An 18,586-nucleotide genomic window follows, 5' to 3' on the forward strand; every position below is an offset into this window, starting at 1 on the left:
AGCTACCGCACTGGCGAACCAACCCCTCACCGTCAAAGGAGACCCCATGTCGCAGCCCACCCGCCGTGCCGCCGGCGCGCTGGCACTCTCTGCCGTCGCCGCTCTCGCCCTGAGCGCCTGTTCGTCCGCATCCGGAACGCCATCGGGCGAATCGGGCGGCGACGTCACCCTCAGCTACGCCATCTGGGACGAGAACCAGAAGCCTGCGATGGAGGACATCGCCGCAGCGTTCACCGAAGAGCACCCCAATGTCACGATCGACATCCAGGTCACGCCCTACAAGGAGTACTTCACCAAGCTGCAGACCGCGGCCAGCGGTGGATCCGCCGCGGACGTCTTCTGGATGAACGGACCGAACTTCCAGCTGTACGCCTCGAACGGGCAGCTCGCGCCGCTCGACGACACCGGTATCGACGCCGCTGACTACCCGCAGGGCCTCGTCGACCTCTACACGTACGACGGCACGCTCTACGGCGCCCCGAAGGACTTCGACACCGTGGCGGTCTGGTACAACAAGGAGCTCTTCGACGCGGCGGATGTCGACTACCCGGCCGCGGGGTGGACCTGGGAAGACCTGAAGGATGCGGCGGCCAAGCTGACCGACGCGGCCAAGGGGCAGTTCGGCATCGCCGCCAGCCAGTACGGTCAGGAGAACTTCTACAACTCGATCGCGCAGGCCGGCGGCGAGGTGATCTCGGCCGACGGCACGAAGACCGGCTACGACAGCCCCGAGGCGCTCGCCGGCATCGAGCTGTGGACCGACCAGATCGACGCCGGCTCGTCACCGACGGCGCAGCAGCTCACCGACACGAACCCAGAGGACCTTTTCCTCTCGGGCAAGGTCGCCATGTTCCAGAACGGGTCCTGGGCAGCGATCGCCTATGCCGACAACGCGGACATCGCCGACAAGGTCGATGTGGCGCCGCTCGCCGCGGGCCCCGCAGGCAACCAGAGCGTGATCCACGGCGTCGCGAACGTCGCCAACGCGAACAGCCCTCACCTCGCCGAAGCGAAGGAGTTCGCCGCCTTCGCGAGCGGCGAGGCCGCTGCCACGATCCAGGCCGAGACCGGTACGGTGATCCCGGCGTTCGACGGCACACAGCAGGCCTGGGTCGATGCCCTCCCGCAGTACGACCTGCAGGTCTACATCGACGCCCTCGAGACGTCCGTCCCCTACCCGGTGTCGAAGAACACGTCCGCGTGGACGAGCATCGAGAGCGAGGTGCTGTCGCAGGTGTGGGCGGGCAATGTCTCGGCGAAGGACGGTCTGAAGGACCTCGCCGAGAAGATGCAGGCGGCTCTGGACGCCGAGCAGGAGTGACGTCGTGAGCAGCGATCTCCTCGCGCAGCGCGCGGAGACGCCGGTCGTGCGGATGCCGGAGGCTCAGCCCTCCGGCGTCCGCCGCCGGCGGCGCAACCCGGGCGCCTCCCCCTGGTGGGCGCTGGTCTTCATCGGTCCGATGGCGCTCGGCCTGGCGGTCTTCTACCTCTGGCCGACCGTGCGCACCCTGATCATCTCGTTCACCAAGTCCGGTCCCTTCGGCGGCTCCGAATGGGTGGGCATCGAGAATTACGAGCGTCTGTTCCAGGACGCCGAGCTCATCGGGGCTCTGCGCAACACCGCGATCTACACCGTGATCGCCCTCATCGGCATCCCGATCGCCGTGGGGATCGCCGCGCTGCTGAACAGCGCGGGTCTCAAGGGTCGAAGCGCGTATCGCACCCTCTACTTCATCCCCGTCGTCACGATGCCCGCCGCCATCGCGCTGGTCTGGCGCATGATCTACAACGGCGACTACGGCGTGCTCAACGTCGCCCTCGGCTGGTTCGGCCTCGACGGACGCAGCTGGCTCACTGATCCGTCGACGGCTCTGGTCGCGATCGCCGTCGTCGGCATCTGGGCTGGCCTCGGCACCAACATCGTGATCTTCCTCGCCGGCCTGCAGGGCATTCCCGATACGGTCATGGAGGCCGCCGACCTCGATGGGGCCGGCCCCGTGCGCAAGTTCTTCTCGATCACCATTCCGCTGCTGTCGCCCTCGATCTTCTTCGTCAGTGTCATCAGCGTGATCGGGGCGCTGCAGGTGTTCGACCTCATCTACATGATGCTGGGACGCAGCAACCCGGCCATGCCGAACACCCGCACCGTCGTGTACCTGTTCTACGAAGCGGGCTTCCTCGACAACGACCGGGGCTACGCGGCTGCGGTCGCCTTCCTGCTGCTCATCATCATCCTCGTGCTGACCGTCGTGCAGTTCCGGATGCAGAAGAAGTGGGTGCACTATGAGTGACGTCTCGCTCGATACCCGCGCCGTCGTCGGCGCCGACAGCGACACCCGTGCCCGGTCCGCTGGTCGCAGTCCGAAGAACCGCGGCATCTGGGCCGTGCACCTGGTGCTCATCGTCGGCGCGGTGCTGATGGTGTTCCCGTTCATCTGGCAGCTGCTGACGTCGTTCAAGACGCTGTCCGACTCGGTGCAGGTGCCGCCGAGCCTGCTGCCGGACCCGTGGGTGTTCACGAATTACGCCGAGGTCTTCGAGTCGATGCCGTTCGGGCAGATGTTCGCGAACTCGGTGATGCTCACCGTGGGACGCACCGTCGGCCAGGTGGTGCTGTGCACGATGGCCGGATACGCCTTCGCGCGCATCCCCTTCCGCGGACGCAACGCCCTCTTCGTGCTGTTCCTCTCGGTGCTCATGGTGCCCTCGCAGCTGTATCTGCTGCCGCAGTACGAGATCATCCAGTCGCTCGGCTGGCTGAACTCGCTGCAGGCGCTGATCGTCCCCGGCATCTTCAGCGCGTTCGGCACCTTCCTGATGCGGCAGTTCTTCATGTCGCTGCCCGCCGAGCTCGAGGAGGCCGCGCGCATCGACGGGGCGAATCCGTGGCAGACGTTCTGGCGCATCATGGTTCCGCTCGCGAAGCCTGGCATCATCGCTCTCGTGGTGTTCACCGTGCTCTGGTCGTGGAACGACCTTCTCTGGCCTCTCATCGTCACGACCGACCCCGAGAAGATGCCGCTGTCGGTCGGTCTCTCGCAGCTGGTCGGCCTGCACGGCACCGACTATCCGGTGCTGATGGCCGGTGCACTGCTTGCGACGCTGCCGATGCTGATCACGTTCATGATCCTGCAACGCCAGTTCATCCAGGGCATCGCGTTCAGCGGATCGAAGGGCTGACGGATGCCGCAGGACGAGCGCCAGGCGCGGCGGCGCCCCACCCTCCGCATGGTCGCGGAGCTCGCAGGGGTGTCGACGGCGACCGTGTCATACGTGTTCTCGGGGCGAGCGGGGTCGGCATCCGGCTCCGGCGTGGCGGAGGCCACCGCGGCGCGGGTGCACGCCGCCGCGGAGGAGCTGAACTATCGGCCCAATCGCGCGGCGCGGGCGATGCGCACCGGTCGCAGCGGCATGATCCAGCTGTCACTGCACATGCTCAGCGATCCCTGGTCTCTCGCGGTCGCGGACGCCGTGAACCTCGAGGCCAACCGGCACGATCTGACGACGCTCATCCTGGCGGACGGCGACTGGCATGCGGCCCTCGACCGGGTGGAGAGCGATGTCGCGTACTTGGACGGCGCGGGCGTCGACCACGACAGCCGCGAGAAGCTGGCCGATCTCGTCGAGCGCGGCCGGCGGCTCGTCGTCTTCTCGGAGACGCTCGAGCCCGAGGGGTTCGATGTGATCCGCTCGGACGCACTGCCCGGCTGCTACTTGGCGATGGATCACCTGCTCGAGAGGCACAGCGCGATCGGCTGCCTGGCATCCGACAACGCGGTGCGGCTCGCGTCGACGCAGACGACGCGGTACACGCCGTACGTCGAGCGGATGTCGCAGCGGGGACTCCGCGCCGATCCTTCGTGGACGCAGACGTACGCGGAGACGCAGGCGAGTGCGTTCGCCGCCGCGGTACGGCTGCTCTCCGCGCCCACCCGCCCGACCGCCGTCTATGCCACGACCGACTTCGCCGCGCTCGCCGCGATCAACGCGGCCCACATGCTCGGGTTGCGCGTGCCGCACGATGTCGCCGTCATCGGTGTCGGCAACACACCGGACGCGCGGCTCGTCGCCCCCACCCTGACCACCGTCGGACCGACCGACTTCTACGCGCGGCAGGCCCGGATCATCGTGGAGCGCGCGCTCTCGGATGACCTCGGGCCAGCGCGCGTGCACGACTTCCCCTGGTCGCTGTTCCCGGGCGACTCGACAGACCTCGACGCCCCCGGCGCTCGTCTGCGCTGACGACGCGCACATCCTCGAAGGAGAACCATGGATCTCAATATCGGCATCATCGGATTCGGCGCGCGCGCCTCACTGCGCAAGGAGGTGCACCGCCCCGGCGAGGGCTCGAGGGTGACGGCGGTGTGCGACCCCTCCGAACGCGCCCGCGACGACGCCCGCCGACTTCTTCCCGAAGCCTTCATCACCGATTCGCTCGATGAGCTGCTCGCCTCGGGGGTCGACGCCGTGATGGTCCTCACGCCCGACCACGCTCACGCCGCGATCAGCATCCGCGCCCTCGAAGCAGGTGTCGCGGTGTTCTGCGAGAAGCCGCTCGCAATCGAGCTCTCCGACGCCGACGCCATGCTGGAGACCGCCCGTCGCACGGGATCGCGGCTCTACATCGGCCACAACATGCGGCACATGCCGGTCGTGACCCTGATGCGCCGGCTCATCCAGCAGGGGCGCATCGGGCAGGTCAAGGCCATCTGGTGCCGCCATTTCGTCGGCCACGGCGGCGACTTCTACTTCAAGGACTGGCATGCCGACCGCACCCGCACGACGAGCCTGCTGCTGCAGAAGGGCGCGCACGACATCGACGTGATCCACTGGCTCGCCGGCGCGTACACGCAGAAGGTCGCCGCGATGGGCGAGCTCAGCGTGTACGGCGACATCGATGATCGCCGCGACCGATCCGACGAGCGGATGCCCGACTGGTTCAGCGTCGACAACTGGCCGCCGACCGCACTGACCGGCCTGCACCCGACGATCGACGTCGAAGACATCTCGATGGTGAACATGCGCCTCGACGGCGGCATCCTCGCCTCGTACCAGCAGTGCCACTTCACGCCCGACTACTGGCGCAACTACACCGTCATCGGCACTGAGGGTCGCATCGAGAACTTCGGTGACACGTCGGGCGGGGTCGTCAAGCTCTGGAACCGACGCCATCGAGGCTACTCCGAGGCCGACGAGGTCTTCCCGATCGAGTCCGCGCCTGATGCCGGCCATGACGGTGCCGACGCCCTGTTGGTCGCCGAGTTCCTGCGTTTCGTGCGCGACGGGGGGCTGACCGAGACCTCGCCTGTCGCCGCGCGCGAGGCCGTCGCCGCCGGCATCCTGGCCACTCAGTCGCTGCGGGGTGACGGCTCCGCCATCGAGGTTCCAGAGCTCGACCCTGCGCTCATCGCCTACTTCGAGAACGGGCAGGTCGAGACCGAACCGGCGAGCCTGACGGCCGCGGGATGATCGAACGTGGCGATGCCGTCAGCGCGGCGGCATCGCCACGGACTCGCGATGCACCAGGTAGATGCCGAGGGTGAGCCCGTCCTCGGGCGTGCGAGAGAAGGCGTCCGGCTCGTCGAAAGCCGCGCGCAGCGCTTCGCGGCCGAGCTGCTCGAGCGGCACGTGAACAGTCGTCAGCTTCGGCGACAGGCTGGCCGCGAGCGGGGTGTCGTCGTACGCCACGACGGAGATGTCTGTAGGGATGCGGATGCCGGCATCGCTGAGCGCGTCGTAGACTCCGGCCGCGATGGTGTCGTTGACGGCGAAGATGGCGGTGAGCCCCGGAGCATCCTCGAGCAGCGCCTTCGTGCTCGCGTAACCGGCGTCGTGGCCGAACCCCTCCGTCCTGATCAGCGACTCGTCCACGTCGATGCCGCGCGAACGGAGCGCCCGCAGGTAGCCCTCGCGGCGCAGCGCGATCGTCGGCCGGTCGGTCTCACCGCCCACCAGGGCGATGCGTCGATGGCCGTTGGCGATCAGGTGCTCGGTGACGGCATACGCGCCGCCCTCGTTGTCGTAGGCGACCACCGCGGCCGAGGATGGGATGCCGAGCGGCGGGTGAGCGCAGAGCACGAGCCTGCTGCCCATGGCCGCGAGCGCGTCGGCGCGATGGGCGAGCTGTCGGCGGTAGGTGGCGTCGTTGCTTCCTCCGCTCACGACGATGACGGCGTCGACACGGCGCTCCTGCATCCGGTCGATGAGCGAGAGCTCCGCGTTCGGCGCGTAGCCCGTCGTCGCGATGATCGCCAGGCGCCCCGACGCCTGAGCGGCGCGCTCGAGCCCGCGCACCATGTAGCCGAAGAACGGGTCCACCAGTTCGGGCACGATGATGCCGATGGTCTTGGTGTCGGACTGCGCGAGCGCGCGGGCGTTGGCGTTCGCCGCGTATCCGAGCTTGGCCACCGCGCGGAGGACTCGCTCACGTGTCGCGGCGGCTACGGGGTAGTTGCTGTTGAGCACCCGCGACACCGTCGCCGTCGAGACCTCGGCCGCGGCAGCGACGTCGCTGATGGTGGCAGGGCGACGGTGCACCTGCCGGTGGATATGGTCAGAAGTCGAAGTCCTCATCCGCTGCCCCTACGCGATGATCGCCAAGTCGACCGAACGCACTTCATGCTCGAAGGTACCATCGGCCGCGAATCGGGCCGTCTCGGCGACGGCGAGTTCGCCGAGACGAGCCACCTCGTTGCCCAGTGCACCCGCGATGTGCGGGGTGATCACGACGTTCGGCAGGTCGTACAGCGGCGAATCGGCGGGCAGTGGCTCAGGATCGACCACGTCGAGGTAGGCGTCCAGCCGGCCGGAGACGAGCTCGGCGGTGAGAGCGCCGGTGTCGACCAGCGCTCCGCGGGCCGTGTTCACCAGCACAGCGCCGTCGCGCATCAGCGACAGCTCGTGAGCGCCGATCATCCCCACGGTCTGATCGGTCAGCGGAGCGTGCACGGTCACGGCGTCGCTGCGCCGGCAGAGTTCGGGCAGGTCGACGAGGGTGACGCCGAGATCCCTGGCGTCGTCGGGGGAGACGTACGGGTCGCTGAGCAGGATCTCCACATCCAGCGTGCGCAGCATCCGCATCATCTCGCGGCCCACCCTGGAGGCTCCGATCACGCCGACCACCACGCGGTGAGCGCCTATGGCCGGCATTCCTCGAACGTCGCGCACTCCCTTGGTCTCGCGCAGCTGGGCTGCGAACCGGCTGGCGCGCTTGAGGCCGAAGATGACGCTGGCGAGCGCGAACTCGGCGACGGGAACCGCGTTCGCGCTGGCACAGCTGCTCACCCGGATGCCGAGGTCGTACACCGCCGGGTCGAGGATCGGGCGCACCGTTCCTGCGGCGTGGACGATCGCGCGCAGTCGTGGCGCGCGGCCGATGGTGGTCGCGTCGATTCGCGGCGCACCCCACCCGGTGATCAGGATCTCGGTCTCGGCCAGCACGGCCCGAGCGCTGGTCGATTCCAGTTCGGTGAGCGGTTCGGGCGTCACGATCTCGGCGAAGCCGCTCAGCTCGGCGAGCAGGCTGGCGGGGAACGCGGAAGCATGGTCCTCACGGCTCATGGCGAAGGCGACGCGGGGCTGCCGATTCATAGGGTGTGCTCCACAGAATGGGAAAGTATCAGTAAGCGATTACTATCACGTTACACGCCGGGGACGCCAGTGATGACCGCGGAATCACCGCATCCGCGTAAGAATCCGGTTGTTCGCGTTGACAACTCGAAATGCCATGCATTACCGTCCATAGCAATCGCTTACTAGAACCCGCCCGAGCGAGATATCCATCCCTCACCAACGACGTCCGGAGGATGCGGTGACATCAGCACCCGTCACGAGCAGGCCGCAGGTGGCCGAGTCCGAGCCGCCGCCATCGCCGACGCCGAAGACGCGACGCGTCGACCGCAAGGGCGCCAGCAAGCTGTCCTTCGCCGCGCGTTTCCGCCGTGACCGGGTGATGCTGCTGCTCGTGCTGCCGGGCTTCCTGTACTTCGTGGTGTTCCACTGGCTTCCCATCCCCGGCAACATCATCGCCTTCGAGGACTATCAGCCGTACCTCGGCTTCATCGACAGCGTCTGGGTGGGACTCGACAACTTCGCCGTGGCCTTCTCGGACCCGGCGTTCTGGTATGCCCTGCGCAACACGCTCGTCATCACGCTGATGCAACTCGTGCTGTTCTTCCCTGTGCCGATCATGCTGGCGCTGCTGCTGAACAGCATCATGTCCCCCGGGCTGAAGAAGTTCGTGCAGAGCGTGATCTACCTGCCGCACTTCCTCGGCTGGGTCATCATCATCTCGATGTTCACGCAGATCCTCGGCCCGACCGGAGCGATCCCCGACATGCTGGCGGCGCTCGGTCTGCCGCGCATCAGTCCGATGACCAATCCCGAGACCTTCCCGCTGCTCGTCACTCTGCAGACGATCTGGAAGGACGCCGGCTGGGGCACCATCATGTTCCTCGCGGCTCTGGCGAGCATCGATGACGAGCTCTACGAGGCCGCGGCGGTCGACGGCGCAGGTCCGTGGCGTCGTATGTGGGCGATCACGATACCGGGAATCATGCCCATCGTCATCCTCCTGCTCATCCTCAATCTCGGCACCGCGCTCTCGGTGGGCTTCGAGCAGATCATCCTGCAGCGCAACAACGTGGGCGCCGAGGCGGGCGAGGTGCTCGACACCTACGTCTTCTACCACGGCATCGTCGACGGCCAGTGGGGCACGGCGGCGGCCGTCGGCCTGGTGAAGGGCGTCGTCGGTCTGTTCCTGGTGCTCGGCGCCAACAAGCTCGCCCACATGTTCGGACAGGATGGGGTGTACTCCCGTGACCGCTGACGCTTCGACCACCGCCGTCCGCCTCGGTCCGGACGCCGCGCGCCGCTACAAGGCCAGCCGCCGTCCCGTCTGGATGGAGAAGCCGAGCATCCCGATGCAGGGGCTGAAGGGCATCGTGCTCCTGCTCGTCTGCATCGCGGTGATCTACCCGTTCCTCGCGGTGATCGGCACCAGCCTGTCGTCGCAGCAGGAGATCGCCGCGAACAACGGCTTCGTGCTGTTCCCCACGCAGCCCACGCTGACCGCGTACACCACGATCTTCGCGGGCGGCATCGTGACCGACGCGCTGATCCGCAGCATCGGCATCACGCTCGTCGGCACGGCGCTCTCGGTCACGCTCACGGTCATGATGGCTTACGGTCTGTCCCGGCGCGGGCTGCTGGGCGGCGGCTTCTTCCTGATGACGGCGCTGCTGACGATGCTGTTCACGCCCGGCATCATCCCGACGTTCCTGGTGGTCAAGGAGCTCGGCCTTCTCGGCACGTACGCCGCGCTGATCCTGCCGACGGCGCTGTCGGCCTTCAACCTCGTGATCGTCCGTTCCTTCATGATGGGCATCCCTTCGGAGCTCGTCGAGGCGGCCCGCCTGGACGGCGCCGGCGACCTGCGCATCCTGTGGCACGTCGTCCTGCCGCTGTCGAAGGCGGTCATCGCGGTCGTCGGGCTGTTCTACGCCGTCGGCTACTGGAACGCGTTCTTCAACGCCATGCTCTACGTCGACAGCGACAAGTGGCCGCTGGCCATGGTGCTGCGACAGTACGTGCTGCTCGGCTCGTCGATCGACGCCTCCGCGGGGGCGGAGATCGCGGCACCGAGTCAGGCGATCCAGATGGCTGTCGTCGTGATCAGCCTCGTCCCCATCCTTTGCGTCTACCCCTTCCTGCAGAAGTACTTCACCAAGGGCGTGCTCACCGGCGCCATCAAGGGCTGATCCAGCCGGCCCACCCCTGCCAGGCGCTTCGCCTGCTGTCCCCTCAGAGAGGATCGGAAATGTCAATCAATCAGATCGCCGCCGACCGGCGGACCTTCCTCAAGGTCGCCGGACTCGGACTGCTCAGCGCCGCCGCCGTCGGCTCGCTGGCCGGCTGCGGTACGCGTCAGGAACTCGTCGCCTCGGGCGCGAGCTCGGTGAAGCTGCCGACGTTCGTGGCAGCGGAGGGCTTCGCTCCCGACCTCCCAGGCACCGCCGGAGGTGTCCCTGCGGCGTACTTCAAGTACCCGGCGAACCCCGTCCGCACCGTCACGACCCCGCCGCTGAACGGCGAGACGTTCACGGCGATCACGAACATCTTCGGTCCGCCGCCGAACGGCCGCGAGAAGAACGCCGCCTGGCAGGAGATCGAGAAGCGTCTTGGCGGCAAGCTCGACATCACAGCGGTGTCGGCCGATGACTTCACCACCAAGATGAACACCACCATCGCGGGCAATGACATCCCCGACATGATGCTGGACGACGGAGCCTCCATCCCCGACATCATCGGGTTCCTGAAGTCGAAGTGCCAGGACCTCACGCCCTTCCTCTCCGGCGACGCGATCAAGGAGTACCCGAACCTCGCCGCCATCCCGGAGCTGTACTGGAAGCAGACCGTCCGCGACGGCAAGATCTACACGCTGCCGATCCCGCGCGGCGGGTCGGCGGGTCTCGGCTTCTACAACGCGAAGCACTTCGCCGAGGTCGGCGTCACCGACACCTCGAAGATCAAGAACGCCGACGAGTACATGTCGATCATGAAGGAGCTCACGAACGCCAAGGCCAACCGCTGGGCATTCGGTTCCAGCAGCTTCGGTCTGAGCACGTTCCACCAGCTGTTCGGCGTGCCGAACCAGTGGCGCGAGCAGAACGGCAAGCTCACCTACTCGTTCGAGACCGACGAGTACCTCGAGTCGATCTCGTTCGTGCAGAAGGCCGCCGCTGCGGGCTACATCGTCCCCGGCAGCGACTCGTGGACCAAGTCGCAGATGGTCAACGCGTTCACCAACGGCCAGGTCGCGCAGATCTACGACGGCCTGCCCGCGTACTTCAAGTCGGACGGATACGGCCCGACCGTCCCCGATTCCGCCCCGTTCCTTCCGTTCGCCGCGGGCGGCGGCCAGCCCACCGCATGGCTCGACAACGTCATCTTCGCCAGCACGATGCTGAAGAAGAACGACGAGAAGTCGATCAAGAAGCTTCTCGGCATCGCCAACCTGCTCGCCGCTCCGTTCGGCAGCGAAGAATACCTGCTGATCAACTACGGCGTCGAGGGCACCGATTACACGCTCGACGCGAACGGCAACCCCCTGCCGACGCCGGCCGCGCTCGCCAACACCACCGTGCCGTGGAAGTACATCTCCGCTCCCAGCCCGGTGCTCTACCTCCCCGGTGAGGACGAGATCATCAAGCAGACCCACGCCGCGTACTCGGCGCTGATCCCGCTCGGTGTCGAGAACCCGACCGCGACGCTGTTCAGCCCCACCAACGCGCAGAAGGGCGGGACCATCCGCCAGCCCGTCAGCGACGCGACCCAGGACTTCATCGCCGGCCGCAAGAGCCTCGATGACGTCAAGGCCGCGATCAAGTCCTGGCGGTCCGCAGGCGGCGACAAGATCCGCAAGGAATACGAGAAGGCGCTGGGCAAGTAGACGATGGAGCACGACCTCGCAGACGGAGCGTCCGCACGCCGGTACTGGATGCAGACGGCCGACCGGTGGCTCCGCGCCGTGCGCGAGCACGGCGCGGATGACCCTGCCGGGGTCGTGCTCCCCGGCAGGGTGACCGGCGACGGCATCCGTCGCGAGTCGATGGAGACCATCGGCCGCAGTTTCCTGCTCGCCTCCTCGCGCATCGCCGGCTCACCGGCCGGCGATGCCGAGGCGGACGCGCTCATCGAGTTCTACGCGCAGGCCGTCGTCGACGGCACTGATCCGGAGCATCCGTCGCGCTGGCCGAGAGGAGTGACGTGCCGTCCGCCGCTCACCGGCATCACCAACTCGATCGTCGAGGCGGCCAACCTGTCGTTCGGGCTGTACATCGCGGGCGACCGCTTCTGGTCGCGGCTCGGCACGCGCGAGCAGGATCAGGTGCTCGCCTGGCTGCGTCACCACGCTCTGTGCGGGGTGTGGCAGAACAACTGGCAGCTGTTCCCCGCCATGGCGGAGGCGTTCATCCGTCACCGCGGCGGCGATGCGTCGGGGCTGCACGGCGAACGCAACGTCGCGCGCGTGGAGGGCTGGTACCTCGGCGACGGCTGGTACACCGACGGTCCGTCGCACGCGATCGACTACTACAACGCGTGGGCCATCCACCCCTATCTCTGGGCGTGGTACCGCATGACCGACCGCGTGCGGACGGCTGACGGGCAGCGGCATCTCGAGCGGCTGGCGGCGTTCGTCGAGACGCTTCCGGCGTTCGTCGCCGACGACGGGTCGCTGATGCACTTCGGTCGCTCGCTGACCTACCGCACCGCTGCCCTCACGCCACTGTGGTGCGCGGAGATCTCCGGCGTAGGTCCGCTGGCCCCGGCGCGCACCCGGCGCATCGCCACGTCGGTGCTCGACCGGTTCGTCCGTGGTGGTGTCGGCGACGACGGGCAACTGCACCTCGGCTGGTACGACGAGTACCTGCCCGCGATGCAGGACTACAGCGGGTTCGGCTCGCCCTACCTCGCCGGCATCGGGTTCCTCGGGCTCTCGCTCGGCGAGGAGCATCCCGTCTGGTCCTCTCCCGCCGAAGCCCAGGGACCGCGTGCAGCGTTCACGCGCGCCATCGAGCCCGCCGGCATCACGCTCAGCTCGGCTGGTGAGGGATCGCCCGTCGTGCTCGTGAACCACGGCAGTGACCACACCGATCTGCCGGTGCAGCACCACGGCATCCGCGACACCGACGACCCGCACTACGCATCGTTCGCGTACTCGACCCATACCGCTCCCGAAGTCGGCGACGGCTGGATCGAGGCGGTCGACGGTCATGTCTCGCTGTTCGACGAGGAAGGTCGTGCCAGCCGCCGGGTGATGCTGCGCGGCACCGCGGCCGACGGCCCCATGAGCGCGTCGGTGCACTGTCCGCAGATCGATCGGAAGCTGCTTCCCGGCGCCTGGATAGTCACGGCATCGGTGGTGCACAGAGGCACCGAGGTGCGCGCGCACCTGGTCACCGCACCCGTCACGCATGACCGCATCCGCGAAGGCGCCTTCGCGCTCGCCGGAGCATCGGCGCTCTCGACCGCAGTCGAGGGACCGCAGGCGTCCGTATCGAACGGTGAGCACCGCGTGGTGCTGACAGGACTGCACGGCTGGGACGCCGGCGGCGTCGTCGCCCACCGCGGAACCAACGCGATGGGGGAGCACTCCGCGATCCCGACCCTCACCGCCTCGCGCGAGGCCGAGCAGACCGTGCATGTCGCCGTGCACCAGCTGCTGCGCGCCGACGAAGATCCGGTCGCGGCGATCGAAGCGCTCCGGGTGTACGTCGACGGCACGACCCTGCGCGTCGAATGGCCGGACGATCAGCTCGACGTCGAACTCGATCTGTGCACCGTCGTCGAATGGGACGGTCAGCCCGGCAAACCGGGTGGCGTGCGCGTCTGAGGCGTGGGGGCCAGCGTCTGGGGCGCGGGCTCCAGTAGTGGGTGGGCTGGTGCCCGCCCACTACTGCCAGGCGTCGATGCGCTCCGCTTTCGCCGGGCCCGCGCCCGTCTCGCCGAGAATCAGCTCGATGACGAATGCCCTGGGCGCACTGAAGTCGGCGGGGATGACCACGTCGCAGTACACCGCGGCATCGAGGTCGTACCCGATGTCGGTGATCCGCGTCTCCAGCGCGCGGCCGGTCTCGAGCATCCGGGCGGCGACGGGAAGGCGATCGCCGTCGGCCGGGAATCGCAGCCGCGCGATCCCGTTGACCGGCCTGTTCACGACGGTGAGGAACAGCCGATCGTCGCCGCCGGTGAGCCACCCCATGCCCGTGCGGTCGAGGTCGACGTGTCCTGCGTCGTAGATCGCGTCGGCGTTCGCCGTCACCCACGCGCCCAGCTGCTCGGCGATCTCGTCCTCATGGGCCGTCATGCGTCCCGATCCGTCCGGGCCGAAGTTGACGACGAGGTTGCCGCCCATCGAGCGGCACCGCATGAGCAGGTCGATGAGATCGTCGGCGGTCTTCTGGTACTGGCCCGACGTGTCGCGCAACCAGCCCCAGGCGTTCGGGCCGATGGTCATCACGCCGTCCCAGTCGTTGCCGCCGAGCATCTCGTGGCTCGCGGGGAGCTTCCGCTCCCAGCCCTGCTCGTAGTCGCCCAGCAGGGCGCCGTTGGAGTCGAAGTGCCGCGAGCCGTGTTCGTCGTTGCGGAATCGCGAGCCGATGATCAGGCCCGGCCGCTTCTCTCGCAGCTCCTGCTCGAGCCGGTGGGTGAACTCGTGCGACGCCACCCATGACGGGTCCCAGGTGCCGTCGAACCACAGTCCCTTCGTCGCCGGATAGCGCTCCAGCAGCTCGAGCAGCTGTGCCCGGGTGTACTCGAGGAACTGCTCCCATCCCGCGCGGCCGGCGGCATCCGTCGGGACGGCCGAGGTGTAGCCGGGGTGATTCCAATCGAGCACCGAGAAGTACAGGAAGACATCGATGCCCTCGGCCGTGTAGGCGTCGACGACCTCTCCGACCAGGTCGCGCCTGAACGGCGAGTTCGCGACGGTGTAGCCGGAGTGCTCCGAAGGCCAGAGCGCGAAGCCGTCGTGGTGCTTCGTGGTGAAGATGACGTAGCGGGCGCCCATCTGCTTGGCCTGCCGCGCCCAGGCACGCGCGTCGAGCTCTGCCGGGTCGAAGCTCTCATTCAGCCGGTCGTAGATCTCGGTCCAGCTCTCCGGCGCCGTCGGGCCACGCCACGCCCTGATCCACTCCGGCGCCGGCGCCGCTCCGGTGGCGCTGACTCCTTCGTACTCGCCGCCCAGCAGCGAATACAGCCCGAAGTGGATGAACTGCCCCAGCCCGTACCGGCGGAACCGCTGCATGGGTTCGTCGTCGCGGCGTGCGACGAGAGAGCCGTAGCGCACCGGCAGTGACGCCGGTTCTTTCATGGGCTGGCGGGTGGTCCACAGGGACGTCGTCATCGATGCTCCCGACGATAGTAAGCGCTTTCCCTCAGCCTAGCCCGCCGAGTCGCCGGATGGCATCTTCGTGACGGGGCGGGATAGTCTGGCACCACGATGAGCCTCACTCGCCGCAGCCTTCTGGTCGGCGCCGGAACCGGTGCCGTCGCGGTCCTTCTCGCTGCGTGCACGGGCCAGACCGAGCCGAAGCCGCGCCCCACGACGCCGCGGCCGAAGCCCTCAGCCCCGGCGGGCGTTCCGCGCCCGAAGGGCTGGACCAGAAGCGCCTGGTCTACGGACCCCTACTCGGCGGGTTCGGTCAGCTACCTCCCGGCGGGGGCGGCGCCTGAGCACCGCGAGGCGCTCGCCGAGAGCCTCGATGGGCGGGTGTTCTTCGCCGGCGAGGCCACCGACACGTCGCGCCCCGGCACCGTCCTCGGCGCCGTCGATTCCGGGCGCCGCGCCGCCATGGCGGTCATCGCGACCGCGGAAGACGGGGAGCGCATCGCTGTGATCGGTGCGGGGGCCTCTGGAGCGATCGCCGCCCGCACGATGGCGGATGCCGGGCACGAGCTCACGATCTTCGAGGCCCGCGACCGCACCGGCGGCCGGATCCTCAGCGTGTCGGACGACAGCTGGCCCACGCCTCCGCAGCTCGGTGCGTGGCTGGTGGCCGATGCCGACGTCACGGCGCTGCAGGAGAGACTGATCGACCTCGGAGACGGAAGCATCGTGTTCGACTCGGCGTCGGGCCGTTCACAGGAGGGCGAAGCGCCGAGCATCGACACCGCGCCCGTGCAGCAGGCGATCGAGCAGGCGAAGGGGTATCCGGCCGACCTTCCGCTGAGCGAGGCGCTGCAGCAGAACGGCGCCGACCCGAGTGATCCGGCTCTTGCGGCGGCGCTCGCATGGATCGAAGCCACCACGGGGGCCGACGCCTCTCTGGCATCCAGCTGGTACCCGCCTGCCATCGTCCCCGACGCGCTGACGGGGCGGACCGGAGAGCTCTCGAGCTTCATCGACGACAGGCTGGACGGCCTCGACGTCACGCTAACATCCCCGGTGGTGCGCATCGCCTACGACGACCGCGGGGTGAGCCTTCGCCTGGGTACGGGTGAGGCGCTGTCGTTCGACCGTGTGGTCGTGTCCGTGCCGCTCGGCGTGCTGCAGCGACAGGGCATCGAGTTCGCCCCTGCGCTCCCGTTCGCGCAGCGAGGCGCCATCGCCGCTCTCGGCTCTGGTGCGCTGGAGACGATCTGGATGCGCTTCGATGAGCCCTTCTGGGATGCCGAGGCCACCATCTGGCACGTCGTCGGGGGTGACGGACTCATCCGCACCTGGCTCAACCTCGAGCCCGCCACGGGCGAGCCCGTGCTGGTGGGCCTGGTGGGCGGCGCGGCGGCCGAACAGTTCGCCGAGCTCAGCGACACGGATGCCGAGACGGCCGCCCTGGCGTCCCTCGCCTACTTCGCTCCGGCGGCGTCGGACGACGCCTGAGCCGTGCGGGTTCCTCCGACCGGCCGAGCGGCACCCCCGCGCCGTGCGACGGATGCGGAGGATCTGACTGGGTCGGGCACAGCAGGCGCCGCCGTCGGATGCAGCCGGCTCAGCGCCACCAGCGCGGAGGCGACCGTCGCGAAGATCGCCAGCGCGATAGCGCAGGTCAGGGCCATCTCGAAGATCCCCGACACCTGCCGGATGTCGAGGAAGTAGTACGGGTACCAGCCGATGAGTCCGCCGCGCCAGATCGTGAACACGCCCCACAGCACCGGATACAGCAGCACGAACGGCACGACCCGCCAGGAGGCGGCCCGCCGCCCTGGTCCGATGACCCAGGCGACGATCGTCCAGGCGGGCAGCACGAAGTGCAACACCACATCCGACCACGGCACCGTGATCGGGATACCGCGCACACCCGCCTGCCAGACGATCAGCGCGAACGCCAGGCCGGCGGTGATCGTCCAGCTCAGCACCAGCGCCCTGGCTGTGGTCAGCCAGGGCGGATCCTCTGCGGTGCGCAGAGCGACGACCCCGGCGATGATGGCGAGCACGGCGAAAGCGGTGTTCGACTGGATGGTCAGATAGGCGAAGAAGTTCTGGCTGGCGAGGGTCTGCGAGCCCATGCCCCAGATCATCCGGTGCACGAGCGCGACGATGCAGACGGTCGCGGTCAGGAGCCGCGACCATCCGAACATGGTTCTGCTGAGCACTCGGATGCGTCCTCCTGACCCGTTGCAGCTCCGTTCGCCGGTCAGCCGCTGCGGATGCCGCAGCCGCTGCGTCGAGTCTACGTACCGCGCCTGCGCGCAGCCCGGAGCTAGGGTGAGGGGGTGACCTCGCCGATGTCAGCGCGTACCCTGCTGCGCAGAGCGATGCTGGTCTCGGCGGGCGGCGCGCTCGGCACTGGAGCGCGACTGGCGCTCGGGGTGATCGTGCCCGAATCGGCCGGCATCCCCCTGGCGGTGTTGATCGCGAACGTCGCGGGGGCGCTGTTGCTCGGGATCCTCGCGTCGCGTCTGCCCGGGTCGTCCGACGCCCGGCTCTTCCTCGGCACGGGTGTGCTGGGCGGTTTCACGACGTACAGCGCGCTCGCCGTGGGCGCCACGGGGCTGTGGATGCAGACGCCGGCGCTCGCCGCGGGGTACGCGGTCGGCAGCGTGGTGCTCGGGCTCGCCGCCGCGGCGCTGGGGCTCCGGCTCGGGCGCAGGAGGGTGGCATGAGCCTGATCCTGCTGCTGGTGGCCGCCGCGCTCGGAGGACTCGGGGCGGGCGTGCGCTATCTCGTGGACGTCGCGGTCGCCCAGGTCGCCGGCGCGCGTTTCCCCTGGGGCGTGATGCTCGTCAACCTGACGGGGTCCTTCGCGCTCGGAGTGATCGTCGGCGCGCTCCCTGGCGCCGCCTTCGTGCTCGGTGCCGGCTTCCTCGGCGGCTACACGACTTTCAGCACCACCATGCTCGACACGGTCGCTCTATGGCGCGACGGTGAGCGCGCGGCATCCGTCGCCAACGCGATGGGGATGCTGCTCGCCGGCGTGCTGCTGGCGGCGGCGGGGCTCGCGATCGGAGCCGCGCTGTAGCGCCGGGCTCCCAGCGCATTCCTAGGGGGCCGAATGTACAAATGTACAGAAGGGGGTGGGGCATGCCGGACGCTGCAGCACGCCGTCGCCGCGACCCCGAGGCGCGTCGCCGCGAGATCGTGACCGCAGCGGCAGAGCTGATCGTCGAGGTCGGTGTCGACGCCCTGACCCACCGCATGATCGCGGCGCGCGCCGGTGTGCCTCTGGGGGCGACGACACAGTACTTCGCAACGCTCGACGACCTGCGCGCCGACGGCCTGCGCCACCTGGCGGTGGAAGTGGAAGCGCGCATCGACGGCGTCCGCGCCGCCCTCGCGGAACGAGGCGCGACCCCCGCGGTGCTCACCGAGCTGATCGTCCAGGGCCTCGCCGACGCGCGCGCCATGGAGGCGGACCGCGCGGTCGTGACGGCCGCGATCGACGACCCGCAACTGCGAGAGCTGGCACGTCGCTGGTCCACGCAGCTGTCCGCGTTCCTCGCAGAGGAGCACGGCGCAGAACGTGCCAGCGCTGCCGCCGTCTTCATCGACGGCGTCCTGTGGCACTCCCGCATCCACGACGAACCGCTTCCCCCCGAACTCATCGAACACGCACTCGCCGCCATCCTCCACGCGCCCGCCACCTGA

17 protein-coding genes are annotated in these 18,586 nt (G+C 68.5%); 13 read left to right on the plus strand and 4 right to left on the minus strand.

Features of this window, described 5'->3' with window-relative positions; all coding sequences use genetic code 11:
- Positions 1–46 precede the first annotated feature (46 nt).
- Genes RIN43_RS10620 through RIN43_RS10640 form a run of 5 tightly spaced genes read left to right on the plus strand, consistent with a single transcriptional unit; the run spans position 47 to position 5,469 of the window.
- Positions 47–1,321, plus strand: a complete 1,275-nt coding sequence (locus RIN43_RS10620) for a sugar ABC transporter substrate-binding protein (RefSeq protein WP_309128886.1) — start codon at positions 47–49, stop codon at positions 1,319–1,321.
- 4 nt (positions 1,322–1,325) lie between these two features.
- Positions 1,326–2,291 carry a sugar ABC transporter permease gene (locus RIN43_RS10625; protein ID WP_309128887.1) on the plus strand — a complete coding sequence of 322 codons (966 nt, stop codon included), beginning with the start codon at positions 1,326–1,328 and terminating at the stop codon, positions 2,289–2,291.
- On the plus strand, positions 2,284–3,180 hold the full coding sequence (locus tag RIN43_RS10630; protein WP_309128888.1) for a carbohydrate ABC transporter permease: 897 nt from the start codon (positions 2,284–2,286) through the stop codon (positions 3,178–3,180). Before RIN43_RS10625 ends, RIN43_RS10630 begins: the two co-directional genes overlap by 8 nt.
- A 3-nt stretch (positions 3,181–3,183) precedes the next feature.
- Positions 3,184–4,242: a LacI family DNA-binding transcriptional regulator gene (locus RIN43_RS10635; protein ID WP_309128889.1), complete on the plus strand. Its 1,059-nt coding sequence runs from the start codon at positions 3,184–3,186 to the stop codon at positions 4,240–4,242.
- A gap of 27 nt (positions 4,243–4,269) precedes the next feature.
- The gene (locus RIN43_RS10640; protein WP_309128890.1) at positions 4,270–5,469 is read left to right on the plus strand and encodes a Gfo/Idh/MocA family oxidoreductase; all 1,200 of its coding nucleotides are present in this window, start codon (positions 4,270–4,272) and stop codon (positions 5,467–5,469) included.
- Between the two features lie 18 nt (positions 5,470–5,487).
- On the opposite strand, the gene RIN43_RS10645 is transcribed toward RIN43_RS10640, so the two are convergent.
- Together RIN43_RS10645 and RIN43_RS10650 are read right to left on the minus strand one after the other, a co-directional pair.
- Positions 5,488–6,573, minus strand: a complete 1,086-nt coding sequence (locus RIN43_RS10645; protein WP_309128891.1) for a LacI family DNA-binding transcriptional regulator — start codon at positions 6,571–6,573, stop codon at positions 5,488–5,490.
- Positions 6,574–6,582: 9 nt separating this feature from the next.
- Positions 6,583–7,590 (minus strand): hydroxyacid dehydrogenase, encoded by a 1,008-nt coding sequence (locus tag RIN43_RS10650; RefSeq protein WP_309128892.1) that lies wholly within the window; start codon positions 7,588–7,590, stop codon positions 6,583–6,585.
- A gap of 220 nt (positions 7,591–7,810) precedes the next feature.
- On the opposite strand from RIN43_RS10650, the gene RIN43_RS10655 reads away from it, so the two are divergent.
- Genes RIN43_RS10655 through RIN43_RS10670 form a run of 4 tightly spaced genes read left to right on the plus strand, consistent with a single transcriptional unit; the run spans position 7,811 to position 13,393 of the window.
- Positions 7,811–8,827, plus strand: coding sequence for an ABC transporter permease subunit (locus tag RIN43_RS10655; RefSeq protein WP_309128893.1), 1,017 nt, complete (start codon positions 7,811–7,813; stop codon positions 8,825–8,827).
- Entirely contained in the window at positions 8,817–9,758 is a 942-nt protein-coding gene (locus RIN43_RS10660) for a carbohydrate ABC transporter permease (RefSeq protein ID WP_309128894.1), read from the plus strand. The genes RIN43_RS10655 and RIN43_RS10660 overlap by 11 nt, the downstream gene beginning before the upstream one ends.
- A 59-nt stretch (positions 9,759–9,817) precedes the next feature.
- On the plus strand, positions 9,818–11,449 hold the full coding sequence (locus RIN43_RS10665; protein WP_309128895.1) for an extracellular solute-binding protein: 1,632 nt from the start codon (positions 9,818–9,820) through the stop codon (positions 11,447–11,449).
- 3 nt (positions 11,450–11,452) lie between these two features.
- Complete coding sequence (locus RIN43_RS10670; RefSeq protein WP_309128896.1) at positions 11,453–13,393, plus strand: DUF2264 domain-containing protein; 1,941 nt, start codon at positions 11,453–11,455, stop codon at positions 13,391–13,393.
- A 60-nt stretch (positions 13,394–13,453) separates the two neighbouring features.
- Here RIN43_RS10670 and RIN43_RS10675 read toward each other — a convergent pair whose 3' ends face one another.
- On the minus strand, positions 13,454–14,905 hold the full coding sequence (locus RIN43_RS10675; protein WP_309128897.1) for an alpha-L-fucosidase: 1,452 nt from the start codon (positions 14,903–14,905) through the stop codon (positions 13,454–13,456).
- A gap of 96 nt (positions 14,906–15,001) precedes the next feature.
- Here RIN43_RS10675 and RIN43_RS10680 point away from each other — a divergent pair, with 96 nt between their 5' ends.
- A complete protein-coding gene (locus tag RIN43_RS10680) occupies positions 15,002–16,381 on the plus strand; it encodes an FAD-dependent oxidoreductase (protein ID WP_309128898.1) in 1,380 nt (459 codons plus the stop codon).
- Here RIN43_RS10680 and RIN43_RS10685 read toward each other — a convergent pair.
- Positions 16,348–17,094, minus strand: coding sequence for a Pr6Pr family membrane protein (locus tag RIN43_RS10685; protein WP_309128899.1), 747 nt, complete (start codon positions 17,092–17,094; stop codon positions 16,348–16,350). The two genes, RIN43_RS10680 and RIN43_RS10685, sit on opposite strands and share 34 nt — an antisense overlap.
- Before the next feature lie 120 nt (positions 17,095–17,214).
- Between RIN43_RS10685 and RIN43_RS10690 the strand changes: the two genes are divergently transcribed.
- The 3 genes from RIN43_RS10690 to RIN43_RS10700 all read left to right on the plus strand — a co-directional run bounded on the left by RIN43_RS10690 (position 17,215) and on the right by RIN43_RS10700 (position 18,586).
- Entirely contained in the window at positions 17,215–17,604 is a 390-nt protein-coding gene (locus RIN43_RS10690; protein WP_309128900.1) for a CrcB family protein, read from the plus strand.
- The gene (locus RIN43_RS10695) at positions 17,601–17,960 is read left to right on the plus strand and encodes a CrcB family protein (RefSeq protein ID WP_309128901.1); all 360 of its coding nucleotides are present in this window, start codon (positions 17,601–17,603) and stop codon (positions 17,958–17,960) included. The genes RIN43_RS10690 and RIN43_RS10695 overlap by 4 nt, the downstream gene beginning before the upstream one ends.
- Before the next feature lie 62 nt (positions 17,961–18,022).
- Positions 18,023–18,586, plus strand: coding sequence for a TetR family transcriptional regulator (locus RIN43_RS10700; RefSeq protein WP_309128902.1), 564 nt, complete (start codon positions 18,023–18,025; stop codon positions 18,584–18,586).

Source organism: Microbacterium sp. (genome assembly GCF_031178445.1).
Classification (GTDB): Bacteria; Actinomycetota; Actinomycetes; order Actinomycetales; family Microbacteriaceae; genus Microbacterium.

What these genes read in the sequence shown, in the direction of transcription:
- RIN43_RS10620 (WP_309128886.1), top strand. Translation starts at nt 47, where the DNA reads ATGTCGCAGCCCACCCGCCGTGCCGCCGGCGCGCTGGCACTCTCTGCC.
- RIN43_RS10630 (WP_309128888.1), top strand. Translation starts at nt 2,284, where the DNA reads ATGAGTGACGTCTCGCTCGATACCCGCGCCGTCGTCGGCGCCGACAGC.
- RIN43_RS10635 (WP_309128889.1), top strand. Translation starts at nt 3,184, where the DNA reads ATGCCGCAGGACGAGCGCCAGGCGCGGCGGCGCCCCACCCTCCGCATG.
- RIN43_RS10640 (WP_309128890.1), top strand. Translation starts at nt 4,270, where the DNA reads ATGGATCTCAATATCGGCATCATCGGATTCGGCGCGCGCGCCTCACTG.
- RIN43_RS10645 (WP_309128891.1), bottom strand. Translation starts at nt 6,573, where the DNA reads ATGAGGACTTCGACTTCTGACCATATCCACCGGCAGGTGCACCGTCGC.
- RIN43_RS10650 (WP_309128892.1), bottom strand. Translation starts at nt 7,590, where the DNA reads ATGAATCGGCAGCCCCGCGTCGCCTTCGCCATGAGCCGTGAGGACCAT.
- RIN43_RS10665 (WP_309128895.1), top strand. Translation starts at nt 9,818, where the DNA reads ATGTCAATCAATCAGATCGCCGCCGACCGGCGGACCTTCCTCAAGGTC.
- RIN43_RS10670 (WP_309128896.1), top strand. Translation starts at nt 11,453, where the DNA reads ATGGAGCACGACCTCGCAGACGGAGCGTCCGCACGCCGGTACTGGATG.
- RIN43_RS10675 (WP_309128897.1), bottom strand. Translation starts at nt 14,905, where the DNA reads ATGACGACGTCCCTGTGGACCACCCGCCAGCCCATGAAAGAACCGGCG.
- RIN43_RS10680 (WP_309128898.1), top strand. Translation starts at nt 15,002, where the DNA reads ATGAGCCTCACTCGCCGCAGCCTTCTGGTCGGCGCCGGAACCGGTGCC.
- RIN43_RS10695 (WP_309128901.1), top strand. Translation starts at nt 17,601, where the DNA reads ATGAGCCTGATCCTGCTGCTGGTGGCCGCCGCGCTCGGAGGACTCGGG.
- RIN43_RS10700 (WP_309128902.1), top strand. Translation starts at nt 18,023, where the DNA reads ATGCCGGACGCTGCAGCACGCCGTCGCCGCGACCCCGAGGCGCGTCGC.